Annotated in this window: 9 protein-coding genes and 2 riboswitches; of the genes, 6 read left to right on the top strand and 3 right to left on the bottom strand. The window is 57.0% G+C overall.

From position 1 onward, the window contains the following. The first annotated feature begins 102 nt into the window (after window positions 1-102). The 4 genes from tssI to HG264_RS02340 are packed head-to-tail and all read left to right on the top strand — an operon-like array spanning window position 103 to window position 6,034. The gene (tssI, locus tag HG264_RS02355) at window positions 103-2,199 is read left to right on the top strand and encodes a type VI secretion system tip protein TssI/VgrG (protein ID WP_169406155.1); all 2,097 of its coding nucleotides are present in this window, start codon (window positions 103-105) and stop codon (window positions 2,197-2,199) included. Further along, window positions 2,187-3,050, top strand: a complete 864-nt coding sequence (locus HG264_RS02350; protein WP_169406154.1) for a DUF4123 domain-containing protein — start codon at window positions 2,187-2,189, stop codon at window positions 3,048-3,050. Before tssI ends, HG264_RS02350 begins: the two co-directional genes overlap by 13 nt. After that, window positions 3,047-3,877, top strand: coding sequence for a hypothetical protein (locus HG264_RS02345; protein ID WP_169406153.1), 831 nt, complete (start codon window positions 3,047-3,049; stop codon window positions 3,875-3,877). Before HG264_RS02350 ends, HG264_RS02345 begins: the two co-directional genes overlap by 4 nt. Window positions 3,878-3,883: 6 nt before the next feature. Next, a complete protein-coding gene (locus tag HG264_RS02340) occupies window positions 3,884-6,034 on the top strand; it encodes a lipase family protein (protein ID WP_169406152.1) in 2,151 nt (716 codons plus the stop codon). An 84-nt stretch (window positions 6,035-6,118) separates the two neighbouring features. Here HG264_RS02340 and HG264_RS02335 read toward each other — a convergent pair whose 3' ends face one another. Beyond that, window positions 6,119-6,739, bottom strand: a complete 621-nt coding sequence (locus HG264_RS02335) for a trimeric intracellular cation channel family protein (protein WP_169406151.1) — start codon at window positions 6,737-6,739, stop codon at window positions 6,119-6,121. Between the two features lie 22 nt (window positions 6,740-6,761). Then, a riboswitch (glycine riboswitch) is annotated at window positions 6,762-6,859 on the bottom strand. A 20-nt stretch (window positions 6,860-6,879) separates the two neighbouring features. Continuing rightward, window positions 6,880-6,967, bottom strand: a riboswitch (glycine riboswitch). Between the two features lie 826 nt (window positions 6,968-7,793). On the opposite strand from HG264_RS02335, the gene HG264_RS02330 reads away from it, so the two are divergent. Continuing rightward, window positions 7,794-8,705, top strand: coding sequence for a dienelactone hydrolase family protein (locus HG264_RS02330; RefSeq protein WP_169406150.1), 912 nt, complete (start codon window positions 7,794-7,796; stop codon window positions 8,703-8,705). 84 nt (window positions 8,706-8,789) lie between these two features. On the opposite strand, the gene HG264_RS02325 is transcribed toward HG264_RS02330, so the two are convergent. Both HG264_RS02325 and HG264_RS02320 read right to left on the bottom strand, forming a co-directional pair. Continuing rightward, window positions 8,790-10,178 (bottom strand): PepSY domain-containing protein, encoded by a 1,389-nt coding sequence (locus HG264_RS02325; RefSeq protein WP_169406149.1) that lies wholly within the window; start codon window positions 10,176-10,178, stop codon window positions 8,790-8,792. Between the two features lie 191 nt (window positions 10,179-10,369). Next, on the bottom strand, window positions 10,370-11,452 hold the full coding sequence (locus HG264_RS02320) for a 3-deoxy-7-phosphoheptulonate synthase (RefSeq protein WP_169406148.1): 1,083 nt from the start codon (window positions 11,450-11,452) through the stop codon (window positions 10,370-10,372). A gap of 631 nt (window positions 11,453-12,083) precedes the next feature. Between HG264_RS02320 and HG264_RS02315 the strand changes: the two genes are divergently transcribed. Continuing rightward, window positions 12,084-13,481 (top strand): alpha/beta hydrolase domain-containing protein, encoded by a 1,398-nt coding sequence (locus HG264_RS02315; protein WP_218573032.1) that lies wholly within the window; start codon window positions 12,084-12,086, stop codon window positions 13,479-13,481. Window positions 13,482-13,540 lie beyond the last annotated feature (59 nt).

The following is a 13,540-nucleotide window of genomic DNA, read 5'->3' as shown; positions in this document are numbered from 1 at the left end:
ACAACCTTCGCCGGTGGTATTTAGGACAATACGCAACCATGGAAAGGTATCGGGCCAGAGCGCTTCGTTACTGCCGCAACGGATTTGTACAAGGAACAATGGATGTTCTCACCCGCCAACACGCCCCAGTTCACCCTGCGCATCCAGGGTGACGATCACGACTTCAAGGTACTGGGCTTCACTGGCCTCGAAGGTCTGTCGAAACCCTATTGCTTCGAGATTGAGCTGGTCAGCGAACAGCCTGACCTGGATATTGAAGACCTGTTGCATGTGCCGGCGTTTCTGGATTTCGAGGGCGAGAACAAGGGTATTCACGGTCTGATCTACAGCGTCGCCCAGGGTGAAGCCGGCAAGCGTCTGACCCGTTATCGCCTGACCCTCGTGCCACACCTTGCCTATCTGGAACACGCGCGCAACCAGCGCATCTTTCAGCACCAGACCGTCCCGCAAATCATCGCCAGCGTGTTGCATGAACACGGCATTCACAGCGATGCGTTCCGCTTTCAACTGCTCAATGAGGGGCCAGAGCGGGTTTATTGCACCCAATATAACGAGACCGATCTGCACTTCATCCAGCGGCTATGTGAAGAAGAAGGGATTCACTATCACTTCCAGCACGGTCCCGATGGGCATGTGCTGGTATTCGGTGACAACCAGACCGTATTTCCCACATTGGCACCGACCGGCTTCGATCAGGGCAACGGCATGGTGGCCGACGAGCCTGTTATCAAGCGCTTCGCCCTACGCTTGGAAACGCGCCCGAGCAGGGTAACCCGCCGCGATTACGACTCTGAAAAGCCGCGTCTGCAGATGCAGAGCGATGCCCGCAGCGAAACACTGCCGGACCTGGAGGATTACGACTATCCCGGCCGGTTCACTGACCGCCAGCGCGGGAATGATCTGGCGACAATCAGCCTTGAACGCCACCGCAGCGACTACCAGTTGGCGAATGGGGAAAGCGACCAGCCGCTATTGGTCAGCGGCCATTTTCTCGCTCTGCAAGGTCATTCACGCCAACAGTGGAATGATCTCTGGTTACTCACCGACATCCGGCACGAAGGCAAACAGCCGCAGGTGCTGGAAGAGTCCATCACCAGCGACACCAAATCCGAAGATGGGTTTACGCAGGGCTACCGCAACTATTTCACCGCCACGCCCTGGGACGTTCCGTATCGCCCGCCGCTTGCGCACGCCAAATCACGCATTCGAGGCAGTCAAAGCGCAGTGGTAACCGGCCCTGAAGGGGAAGAAATACATTGCGATCAATACGGACGCGTCAAAGTGCAGTTTCATTGGGACCGCCTCGGCCAGGCGAATGACAAGACCAGTTGCTGGCTCAGAGTGGCCAGCAGCTGGGCCGGCGATCGCTATGGCGGCGTAGCCATTCCCCGGGTTGGCATGGAAGTACTGGTCAGCTTTCTTGAAGGCGATCCAGATCAGCCGCTGGTTACCGGCTGCCTTTATCACAAGGAACATCAGGTTCCTTATGACTTACCCGCAAACAAAACCCGCTCTGTATTCAAAACGCTGAGCAGCCCCGGCGGCGATGGCTTCAATGAACTGCGCATCGAAGACAAAAAGAACGAAGAGCAGATTTTCATCCACGCCCAGCGCGACTGGAATCAGAACGTCCAGCACAACCAGACCATCCGGGTTGGCAACGAACGTCACGACCGCGTCGAAGCCAACAGCTATACCGAGCTGCTAGCAGAACAACACCACACCACCCACAGCGACCGCAAAACCGAACTCAAGGCTGACGACCACCTTACCGTAGGCAGCAACCAACATATCCAGCTCGGCAAAGCGCATCTGCTCAAAGCCGGTCGTGAAATTCATCTCAAGGCCGGGCAAAAAATGGTTATCGAAGCCGGTGCCGAGCTGACTTTACAGGCTGGTGGGAGCTTTATTTCGATCACCCCCGCTGGGGTGAGTATGAATGGTCCGGCCATCCGGCTGAATGCGGGCGGTCACGCGGGTAAAGGTTCAGGCACGAACGTGCTGCGGCCCGAGGTTCCAGTCCCGGCAGATATCAGTCAGACCGGGAAAGTGACCAAGCCAGTCAGCGCTCAGGCTACACCCTTAACGAGCCCCACCCTGGCCAGCGCTCAACGTTCGATCGCACAAGCGGCGCGTGAAATAGGCGCAAGCCGCTGCCCCGTATGCGAGGCCTGCATGGAGGGTGTATGTCCGGTATAACCACTATCGCCGAGCCAGCAAGGGATTGGATCACCGAACAGCAGAGATTGAATCGGGATCTGTTCATGGTGGTAGACCGCCTCGCCGAACCAGACCCGATTCCAATGCTCTTTGCGTCGGGGGTAATGGATGAGTACCTGAACCTCTATCAGGGTACGGAATATCATGAGATGGCCGAAACAGCGCCCTGGCTTGTCAAACTGCCGACAGGGAATGCCGACGCCATATCCGAATTTCTGGAAACACCACAGCGCAACTGGGGCTGGTTAGCCAGCGCCACTGAGTTGAAGCTCTCGACGTTTGCAACGCATTGGCGCGAGCGGATGGTCATCAAGGAGCGCGGCACGACAGCGCTCTATCGCTTTCAGGACAACCGGGTGATCGCCCACCATCTCGCTTCGTTAACGCCGGAACAGGTGCACTTGCTGCTGGGCCCCGCCAGCGCTGCTCTTTGCTGGGACGGCAATAGCTGGCAAACGACCCGAACCGATGCCTCCGCACATCACACCTCCCCTTTCAATCGCCCATGGCTGGATGTGCCTGAACCGGCGCAGGTGCTGAGGGGTATCCGGCGCAAAAACCTCCAGCAGTGGCTGTGGGAGGAGCATCCATCGGCCACCACACGGCTGGCGTCCACCGAGCCATTGCTACCTTGGCTGGATCGACAGCTCGATACTGCCGAACGATGGGGCTGGGAAGAAACCGAGCAAATAGAGTTTCTGCTGCAGCACCAGCTCGACCCTAGACTGGCCCAGGCTCCGCTTTGGTCAGCGGGACATGAAGAAACCCCTGAAGAACATTTCAAGCGCTGTCACCGGGACATCGCCAATCTAACCCGGAGCCATGCATGAAGAAGTCTTTGTTACTCCTACCCCTCGTATTGCTCACCGCCTGCAACGCGACAGGCTCACTGGTAAAGGAAAGCGCCTTATCTCTAACTGAACGCGAAGGCCGGGAAAGCTTCACCCTTGCCGGCGAGTTGCCCGCCAACTTTCTGATCCAGGCCACTGCCCAGTTCAACCCACTTAATCCCGAGCGCTGCCAGGTTTACAACATGGGGCTCGGGCATAACGTAACCCGGGATACGCGCACTCAATACCGAACCGAATTCCAGGATAAACCTTCGTCTTTCAGTTTTGATATACCGCTGACGTATCACATTGGTCTCTGTGACATGGAGTTGAGCGGAGTCGGGCTTTTGATACGCGGTCGTTACGGTGAGGAGAGCTGGCAGCATCACCGCTCCACCGGGGGGATTGGTATCGCTGATACGCGTCCAGCGGGCGCACCGGAGTTTGATTCCAATGGAATACAGACGCTCCGTGGGGTTTGCACTTGGTTATTCCAAATAAGCAAACTCCGGCTGGAGCTCAGCAAGGTCCTTAGCTGCTCGGAAACCGACGAGTCGTGGGAGCTGGATCCAGACTTCGTCAAGCGACGGTCCATTGGCGTAGCTCTAGGGCGTGACGAGTTGCCCGGTAAAACGCTTGCCCTGGACCTTAGAGTGAACCCAAGAGAGCAGCCGGCCTATCGAAACACCTGGATTGAATTCGCTGAAGGATGGAAGCCGTGCCAACCTAAGGAAGGCGGCTGGATAAGTTGCCAGTCCCCGCCAGTGTTCAAAACTTTCAAGATGAACGGGCGGGAATGCACCGTTTATCCAGCATGTACGGAGTAACTCGTCATGGATGAGCAAGCAGGGAAGCGGGAAAATTTGAAGTGCCCAAAAAGGAAATGCTGGGTAAGCGTCCGCCTTGTCAACGAGTCCGGCGATGGCAAGCCATTTGCTGGGCTTGGATTTACCTTGCATACGGAACACGGGGAGACCACCAGAGGCGTATTAGATAGCGAGGGCTATTTCCGTCGCGAGAACTTGTATTGCGGACCCACTACGCTTGTACTGTCATCCGCTGCGAGTACTTTCCCAGACCCTTGGTATGAAACGCTTACATTGCGTGATGCCTTCCCTATTCCTCTTTCCGCTTTACAGATAGCTGCTGAACAATCTCCCGCCGGCCCCCGTAAAGCCAACGGATTGACCTGGATGGCCGAACAGCGCGCTGCAGAGGAAAACGCTCGGTTCTTCCGCGTTGAAGTCAGCGATTTTGTCTCAGCCAACAAGCACCTGCCAGACCCCGACACGAAGTGGGGACCGCGACCCAGCGCAGTATTGAAATCTGCGGCAGGCGAGACGGAAGGTGTAGCGCTAGAGCCAAACCAGCATCATGTGTTCGAGATCAAGGCATTGCGCGCTTACAGCCCGCTACTCTCCTTGGCTCCTGAATTCAGTGCATTAAATGCTTATCACCTGGCTGTAATGAGCGTTTTGTCATACGCGCCATTCGGAGCCAAGCCAGGCCTTTTGGGGCCCTATAGACCTTCCCCGCCGCCATATGATGTCGAAGGCAGTATTGGCCACGTGTTACGAGAGCAATTGGCCCGCTTAGAAAAGCCTACTCAGTTCGATACCGCGAACTACCACCTGCTGTGTGAAGAAGTACCTTACTCCAAGCGCCTGGAGGTGGTGCCCTACGATCCAGAGCGATACCCACAGCAGCAAGAAGGCAGCACTCCGGAAAGCGTGCACTTTCTCCATGATAAAGACACCGAAACACAAGCCTTCGTGACCCACAATGACCGAACGGTGCTGGTATCAATCCGGGGTACTGTAGGGCCTCGCGACTGGCTTAGAGATATCGATGCCCGGCAGATTTCTGCTGTCGGTATGGAAGGCCAGGTCCATCGTGGCTTCTACGGCGGCTTCTTGGCAGTTCAAAAATTCCTCGAACCCTATCTGGAAGATTTTTATACCGGGAGCCAGACAATTTTGATCAGCGGCCACAGTCTCGGCGGGGCCATCGCATTGCTTGTGGCTCAATGGCTGAGATCGCTGCCCGCCGCTCCGAAGGTAGTTCTTTACACCTACGGCGCCCCACGGGCCGGCAACGCCGCCTTCATCGAGAGTGCAAAAGATCTGGTTCACCATCGTCTGATCAACCACAACGATCCTATCCCCAGCGTGCCCTTTACCTGGATGGACGCCGAATGGAAGTTGGCCCTGCCCGGCACGGTCTCACTGCTGGCTTCGATCGGAGCGCCCTATGCTGGCGTCGCCTTGCTACTGGGCGGTCTACTAAATCTAAAAGGCGATGACTACGGTCATCATGGCGAGCAGAGACATTTCATGCCGCGCAAGAGAGGCGGTGGTAGCGAGGCTTCAGTCCTGTGGCAACCGGGCGAAGCAATTGAACACATCGCCGGCGCAGAGCTTGCTGCCAAGCTGGATCTTGAACGCAATGAAGTAAAGCGTGGCAACCTTCTGCTCCAAATGGCCGGCGTCGGCCATCATTCCTCAAATACCGGTTACGCCCGTGCGGCCCTGGCCAACCTGCTGCGCTGGAATGCCAGCCTCAGCCGCAACGGCACGCTTTTCACCGATGAGGAGCTGCGGGAACTGCAGCCGCAACTCCGAGGACTGGAGGAATACTTGAGCAACTGGGAAGCTGGTAGCTTCCAGGAATTCGAGAAACAGATTCGCACCCGTCACGACACGCGCTTTTACAAACTGTCAAAAGCGGAGCGATTCCAAGCCTACCATGACGGGGTAGACAGAGCTCGTGACGAGCAGATGGAACAACTCGCCGGGCTGTCCCGAGCGCAGGAGCGGCTGCTCCAGCAGGCACAGCAGCCGGTAACACCGCAAGGCGTTTTCGGGGACCGGGCAGGACACGAGGCCCTGCCTCAGCTGCTCAGTGAATGGCGCCAGTTAGCAGACGTGAAACAAGCAGAGCAACTGGCCGTGAGGCTGGCCAGAACGGAGAATGCCTTCGCTTGAAGTATTCCAATCATTGACTGAACCGCGTCATCGACACGCCTCGCTGACATCCCACCAGCGAGGCGTTCGTCAGTTCGCGCAGGATTACTCTCCCCAGCGCCCCGGCGCATAGGAAAATACCGGCAACGCGAGCGACCAGCGAATCGCACTCAACCGCAGCGCAAGGCCGACACTGAAGGAAGCCAGCAGATTGATATCTTCGTTTACGTTCAGATGTATGAGACCAAGGTGCAGAAGCGCCACCAGCAGCGAAACGCTAGCGTAAAGCTCCTTGCGCAGCACCATCGGTGTTCGGTTGCACAACAGATCCCGCAGAATGCCGCCAAATATACCGGTGGTAATGCCGGCCATGATCACGACGGGCGTGGGATAGCCTAACCTCAGCGCTACGTTACAACCAATCACTGTAAAGGCAATCAGGCCCATGGCATCGAGCACCAGAAACAGTGAATGCAGATGATGCATGAAGCGCGCAATGACCATGGTGAACAGCCCGGCGGAGATGGTCAGGTAGATATACATAGGGTGCTGCGTCCAGGTAACAGGATAGTTACCTAGCAACATGTCGCGGACGGTGCCGCCACCTAATGCAGTGATAAAGGCGATGAAGGCAACGCCAAACATATCCATATTGCGCCGGCCTGCGGCAAGGGCGCCGGACATGGCTTCGGCGGTGATGGCGATCAGATAGACGTAGATAAGCACACAGTACTCCTGCAGCTGTGTCGCCTCTCCCCCTGTCCGTTGTACCTGAGAGTTACACAGTCATCGACTGCTTGCCCCTTCGGTGGGTTGCCTGAACAACCTCTCTCCAGCTGGCGTTACGAAGACATCGTCTGTCTCCGGTAAAATTCGCAGTACGTGTGCCTGAGCGATTATGGGAGTTTGCGCCTTCGGCGGAGGCTCGAAGCCTCTCTCTCCTGCGAGCCGGCGATTATACCGAAAGCTGCGCGTATTCATAATGGTTGCTAAAATCCTGCGCCCTAAGGCAAACCGCGTCTGGCACAGGCACTCAGATCCAGGCTATGGCAGAGCGCTGGCGGGAATATTTCACGGCTGGGGCTGGAGGTTTCATTCAGCATCGATTTCTCCGCCGATCCACAGTTTGGGGGAGTAGCAAGCCAGTCCGGAACCGCGCTGATGACCAAGCCATTTGCGATAATGCAAATGGAACGAAGGGTGCGCCGATTTTTGATGAGTGAACTTACCAAGTTCGGTTCTATTCCAGTTTTTCCGCACTCTTCTGGTTTTCTAAAGCGTTGCGGAATTCGAACTTAAACTTCAATTTCCTCGCCCAGGGCATACCTGTTAGTTACTCTGTTAGCGTTTGATATTTATTGGTTTTTTAATGAGGCACAACAACATCACTTCACCACTATAGGCACTGCTGCGAGACAAGTTCCAAGCGTCTGGACTGCACAGTCGCCACCGTCGAACACCATTCCGCATAGGCATATTCGAAATGCAGGCGGTATCACCCCTACGGGTTAATTGATCCATTTAGCCGAACAGATACCGGAACTCCCTCTCAGTTCATTAAATAACACCTACGCAATACGTGCACCACATCAACTTCCGCCAGGTCAACCCAGACAGTAGCTGTTTAACATTTATACCCCATACGGGTGGACTTACACTTGGACCGTTGACGTTTTTAATTGCAACGCTAAGACTCTGTTTCCGGCCACCGGTAGTTCGATGTCATGGCCAGCATGGAAACAATAGTTAGTTTAAAATCGAACAGCTCAACGGAGTTATAATGAATAACAAGAAATCGCCGAAATCGGCACTTTCCCTGCTTGTCGCAGGCGCATTGTTCCTTTCTGCTTCGGCCATGGCAGCGAATCCGGTTCCACCACCAACCAATCCCGGCAACCCGGACGGCGGATATCAACGCGGACCGGACCCAAGCGTCTCAATGCTCGAAGCCCGGAACGGCCCGTTCTCGGTAAGAACAGAGAGCGTATCAAGTTTCACCAGCGGTTTTGGTGGCGGCACAATCCACTATCCCACTAATACTACTGGCACCATGGGCGCTATCGTCGTGATTCCGGGGTTCGTTTCTGCTGAGTCGTCAATCGAATGGTGGGGTCCGAAACTCGCGTCCCATGGTTTCGTGGTCATGACTATTGATACGAACTCCGGCTTCGATCAGCCGCCAAGCCGCGCTCGCCAGATCAACGCTGCGCTGGATTATCTAATAGATCAGAACAACTCCCGCAGTAGCGCTGTGTCCGGCATGATCGACCCTGAGCGCCTGGGTGTTGTGGGTTGGTCCATGGGCGGCGGCGGCAGTCTGCGTGTAGCCGCTGAAGGTCGTCTGGATGCCGTTATTCCGCTGGCACCCTGGGACACCACCAATTTCCGCAGTGTGAATACGCCCGCGCTGATCTTCGCTTGCGAGTCAGATACTGTCGCGCCTGTCCGCAGCCACGCATCACCGTTCTACAACCAGATACCAGCCAGCACGCCCAAAGCCTTTGTTGAACTCAGCCGAGGCTCACACTACTGCGCCAACGGTGGCGGCTCGAGTGATGAGGTTCTCAGCCGACTCGGTGTTTCCTGGATGAAAGTCCACATCGATAAGGATCAGCGTTACGAGCAGTTTATTTGCGGACCCCGCCACGAATCGGACCGTAAAATTTCCGAGTACCGTGGCAACTGTAGCTAAGCAGCTTCGTTGTTGAGATAAACCCTGAGGCCGTTATGGCCTCAGGTTTTTTTATTGCAACACCAACGCCGCAGGCTTTTCAGTTCATACTTCGCTTTTGGTTGACAATCCGGTCGCCATATCGATTACCAAAAGCAGCAGTAAACTCAATCCGAACACCGGTAACGCAACCCCCAGCAAGACTGCAAAAACGGTTGTGCCTGCTTTGCCTGGCAGGGACAGGCGAGTCCAGACCTCTACAACCCCTCGGCTTGCAAGGCTACGTAGCGGACGACGGCGCCACCAAATCAGGTATCCCAACACGACCATCGCTGCTGCGCCTGCGGCAGACACAATCAGAATGATCTGATTAGCCAGACCGAACAATGAACCCATATGGGCATCGATCCCCCACCGAGTGAGCTTGCCTGCCAACGGAAACTCTGCAAATCGGAGTTCATCCGTGATTGTCATGCTACGCGGATCAATCGCAACTGCATCGACCTGAGTAGGCCAGCTTCGATCAATCTCAACCACGCTCCAGGCTTCACCGGAGGTACGTGCTGGCGTGATTTCAAGTTTGTTTGCATTGATGCCGGACGCCCGGGCAGCCAAGAGGATGTTGTCGATCAAGGCGTACTCAACGGTCGCTCCGGAATTCGTGGGCTCACGCTGCTGATGGTTATGGTGGGCTCCGGTGGCGCTGCCCTGCCCGGCAAGCTGTGTGGACAGACCCGGAGTGGACATTCCGAACGCAGCACGCACGACGCCGATATTACCGCCAGCCCATTTTGACCAGGTCAGGCCCGTAGCGGAAAAGAACAACAATGCAAGCAGCAGGATGACACCCAACAGCCCGTGCCACTGCTTCAAGCCGGTTGGTGCGCCCGCTTCGACTGATCTCGACTGCTTCCTGCGTACAAGCCATATCGTCAATCCACCCAATGCAATCAGCCATAACCATGAAGCGGCCATTTCGCTGTACAGGCGGCCCCAATCGCCAAGAAACAGCCGCCTGTGCATATCACCGATCCAGTTGCGCAGCGGAAGTACCCCGGTGGTGCCATACACAATGAGGTCGCCCCTTGGCTCGGCTGTAACCGGGTCTATGAATACAGCTTTATGTTCAGACGCATCGAGTCCGTCGGCAGCGAACATCACCCTGGTGGTCTGCCCCGCTCCGGGTGCTGGCCGTACTGCAGCGAGCCGGAGGCCAGACTCGCCGAGATGCGTCTCAGCAGCCTCGATCTGTGCGCCCAACGGCGCAACGGGCCCGTGACTTTCGGTATACAGGTGCTCCGAATACAACCAGTTTTCGAGCTGAGGCGTCAGCGCATACAACAAGCCACTGAGTGCCGCGACAAGAATGAAAGGCCCTATAAGGACGCCCGCATAGAAATGCAGCCGGGCCACCAGGGCGAGCAACAGCTTGCTGGATTCAGTAGCGCGTGGTGTATCGGTATCCGAAATTCCAACGCGGGAAACGCTGGGCATGGCTGGGTGACCTTTGGCAAGCAGAACAGTGAAATGCTTCGCGCCATACGCAACGTTGAAAGATCAAACCAGCAATGCCACGGCGATTGAGCATTTGACTCACGAGTGCGTCCGGCCCGGACAGGCTCCGAGTGTAGAACGCAATCGCCGCGTTGTCAGGCAATCGCCGAAGTGCTGCCTTCGCCGAACGGCTAGGCTCGCAACCGCTCGGCGGCTTGCATCAGGGCCGCTTCAGTCTTGCTCCAGCCCAGGCAGCCATCGGTAATCGATACACCGTACTCCAGCCGCGATGACAGCGGCTGGCAGCCGTCGTACAAGTGCCCTTCGAGCATCACGCCGCGGAGTAATCGCTCGCCTCTCCGGCGTTGCTCGACAACCGACTCGAGCACGGCGGGCTGGCGCAACGGGTCCTTACCACTGTTGGCATGACTGCAGTCAACCACCAGGCCGGCGTCGATCCCTTGGCGAGCCAAGGCTGTACGCGCCGCCGCTATCGCTTCCGGATGGTAATTTGGTCCTGCATAGCCACCACGCAGCACCAGATGCGTATCCGGATTACCCCGGGTCTGAATCAACGCTGGCTGCCCGTTTTCACTGATTCCAAAGTGCTGGTGCGCATGCTCAGCTGAGCGCATTGCATCGCAGGCGATGCCCAGGCTGCCATCCGTGCCGTTCTTGAAGCCCACCGGCAGATCAAGCCCACTGACCATTTCCCGGTGTATCTGCGACTCGCTGGTTCGCGCCCCGATTGCAGCCCAAGCCAGGAGATCATCGAAGTAACCCGCAGCCATCGGCTGCAACAGTTCAGTAGCGATGGGCAAGCCTGCCTCGGTGATAGACAGCATCAGGCGACGCGACAGCGCCAGCCCTTCGGCCATGTCGCCGGTGCCATCGAGACGCGGGTCGTATAACAACCCTTTCCACCCTATGGTAGTTCGCGGCTTTTCGACATAGGCGCGCATGACCAGCAACAGTTGGTCACTTACCTGATCATCCAGCTCAGCCAGACGCTGGGCATACTCAATGGCAGCGTCCGGATCGTGTAGCGAACAGGGGCCGACCACCACCAGCAAACGATCGTCTTCGCCGTTCAGCACAGCGCGGATTGCAGTGCGATGGTGTTGGATCGATACGGCCAGCTCAGGTGAAAGCGGCAGGCGGCCACGCAGCTGGGCGGGAGTGGGGAGCGTTTGTGCAGTGCGCTGGAGTACTGGCGAAGTCGGCGTGGCTATAGCCAGATCACTGGGAGTCAGGGCTGAAACATTGGCGTTCATGAATGCTTTCCTTAGCCGGGCGGCAAAGCCGCTGCGGCGCTATCGTAGTGTTCGTTCGAGGTCTGGTGTGCGCAGAGCACTGGTAAATCGCCAGTTGCGGTAGCAAAACGAAGCATGGCTGCGGTAGCTGTACATAGTCATATCCTCAATCGATAGAAAATAAAAAACCCCGGTCGGGTTGCCGACCGGGGTTTCGAAAATTCTTTGGTCGCGACCCGTTAAATCTGGCCGCCTGGGGGTATCAGGCGCGCCAGTGGCTGAACCAATACCCAAAATAGAAATACTTGCCGGCTGCAACCGAACACCCGCGCGCCAACGCTGCGCGGAGGGCGCAGGCAGAAGCTTTGAGGTGATCACGTTGCAGCAAGGACATGGGAATCTCCATTGAATTGACCCGACTTTAGCTGATCGGCCGGCAAGGAAGCAACCTCTGCCCGCCAATTCAACGCGAGACCTTCTTAACCAGCCTTGGCAAAAGAAACTCTGCCGAAATTGCCCAACCAGAGCACAGCAGGCCAAGCCTGAAACGGGCAACCTTGAGCGTTGCACTTGACACAGACGAAACGCAGAACTAGTACCAATATTGGACATACGTCCAGAACGTCTCAGAAGAATAATATTGGAGCCCTTCATGATGCGCGACAGAACCGCTTCACCCCAAAACGGGACGCAGTCTGCCCGAAGTCCCTTCTTCCTGCTGGCTGGCCTGGCGCTGGGCTTGTCCTGGTCGACCAGCCTGCTTGCGGCACCCGCGATCGACGGCCCTATACCGGGCTCGCCTCCCGGCGATCCGCTCGCAGCAAAAATCGAGAATACCTACCCGTTCTTCGCCACTCACGACGCGCTGACCCGACGCGGCTATGTAGAAGAAGAGTTCTATCTGTCCGGGACCGCAACCGGATACAGCGTTGAGGGCGAGCAACTCGCTGAAGATGTCCCCTATCGCACGCGCATCGTCGTACGTCGCCCGAAATCACCGCGTAAGTTCAACGGCACAGTCATCATGGAATGGCAGAACGTGACAGCCGGCTATGACCTGGATGCACTCTGGCATGGTGAGCAGCTCATGCGGGCGGGCTTCGCCTGGGTGGGTGTGTCAGCCCAGCGCGTCGGGGTAAACCAGCTAACCGAGTGGAGTCCTACCCGCTACGGTGAACTGGATGTCACAGGTGGCGGGACTTACACCACAGACGAGCTGTCCTATGACATCTTCGCCCAGGCAGCGGAAGCGGTTCGGCAGCCAGGCGATATCGATCCCATGGGCGGGCTGAACGTCGAGAAAGTACTCGCAGTGGGCGGCTCACAATCAGCCGCACGAATGACGATCTACTACGACAACATCCTGCCCCAGGTCGAGAATCCGGTATTCGATGGCTACAACTTTGTCGTGGGGCCCGGACCTTCGCGCGCGGGCGCCGAACCGGTATTTCATATCCTGTCAGAAACCGACGTGAGAACGCCTGAAGGCCGGCGGCCCGATAGCGAAGTATACCGTCGATGGGAAGTGGCCGGGGCGGCCCACTCCGGTTATCAGGGGCAGGCCTACCGCGCACCGCTTTCGGAACGGGACCTGCCAGATGGCGCGCCGGAATATGAGTGCGTGGCCGAACCCTTCAGCCGGATCCCGCTGCATCACGTTGTCGTGGCCGCACATGATCACCTGGTGGACTGGATTGACGGAGAAACGCCGCCCAGCGCGCCTTATCTGGAGTTCGAGGGAACCACCAAGGTGCGTAACGAGTTGGGTCTGGCGCAGGGCGGCATCCAGCTTTCACAGTTGGCCGTTCCGACGGCAATCAACACCGGCGATAACGCGGGAGAGACGTTCTGCTTCCTGTTTGGCAGCCATGAGCCGCTTGATCAAGCACAGCTCAAGGAGCTTTATCGCAACCACGGTAAGTACGTGGCCAAGGTGACCAAAGCGGTAGGCAGCAATGTATCGGATGGCTATGTACTGCCGGCGGATGGACTGCTAACCATCAGGGAAGCGGCCAAATCAGACGTCGGCAAAGGGCGTCGCAAGCATTAACGGGTAGCATCGCAGGGCATGGATGCCCGCCCCCTCCGAAACCGCTGCGTCATTCCTGA

It is taken from the genome of Pseudomonas sp. gcc21 (genome assembly GCF_012844345.1).
Taxonomy (GTDB): domain Bacteria; phylum Pseudomonadota; class Gammaproteobacteria; order Pseudomonadales; family Pseudomonadaceae; genus Halopseudomonas.
The sequence above is the reverse complement of the archived record's forward strand: the minus strand, read 5'-3'. Positions and strand labels throughout refer to the sequence as shown.

What these genes read in the sequence shown, in the direction of transcription:
- HG264_RS02340 (WP_169406152.1), top strand. Translation starts at nt 3,884, where the DNA reads ATGGATGAGCAAGCAGGGAAGCGGGAAAATTTGAAGTGCCCAAAAAGG.
- HG264_RS02345 (WP_169406153.1), top strand. Translation starts at nt 3,047, where the DNA reads ATGAAGAAGTCTTTGTTACTCCTACCCCTCGTATTGCTCACCGCCTGC.
- HG264_RS02350 (WP_169406154.1), top strand. Translation starts at nt 2,187, where the DNA reads ATGTCCGGTATAACCACTATCGCCGAGCCAGCAAGGGATTGGATCACC.
- tssI (WP_169406155.1), top strand. Translation starts at nt 103, where the DNA reads ATGTTCTCACCCGCCAACACGCCCCAGTTCACCCTGCGCATCCAGGGT.
- HG264_RS02325 (WP_169406149.1), bottom strand. Translation starts at nt 10,178, where the DNA reads ATGCCCAGCGTTTCCCGCGTTGGAATTTCGGATACCGATACACCACGC.
- HG264_RS02330 (WP_169406150.1), top strand. Translation starts at nt 7,794, where the DNA reads ATGAATAACAAGAAATCGCCGAAATCGGCACTTTCCCTGCTTGTCGCA.
- HG264_RS02320 (WP_169406148.1), bottom strand. Translation starts at nt 11,452, where the DNA reads ATGAACGCCAATGTTTCAGCCCTGACTCCCAGTGATCTGGCTATAGCC.
- HG264_RS02315 (WP_218573032.1), top strand. Translation starts at nt 12,084, where the DNA reads ATGATGCGCGACAGAACCGCTTCACCCCAAAACGGGACGCAGTCTGCC.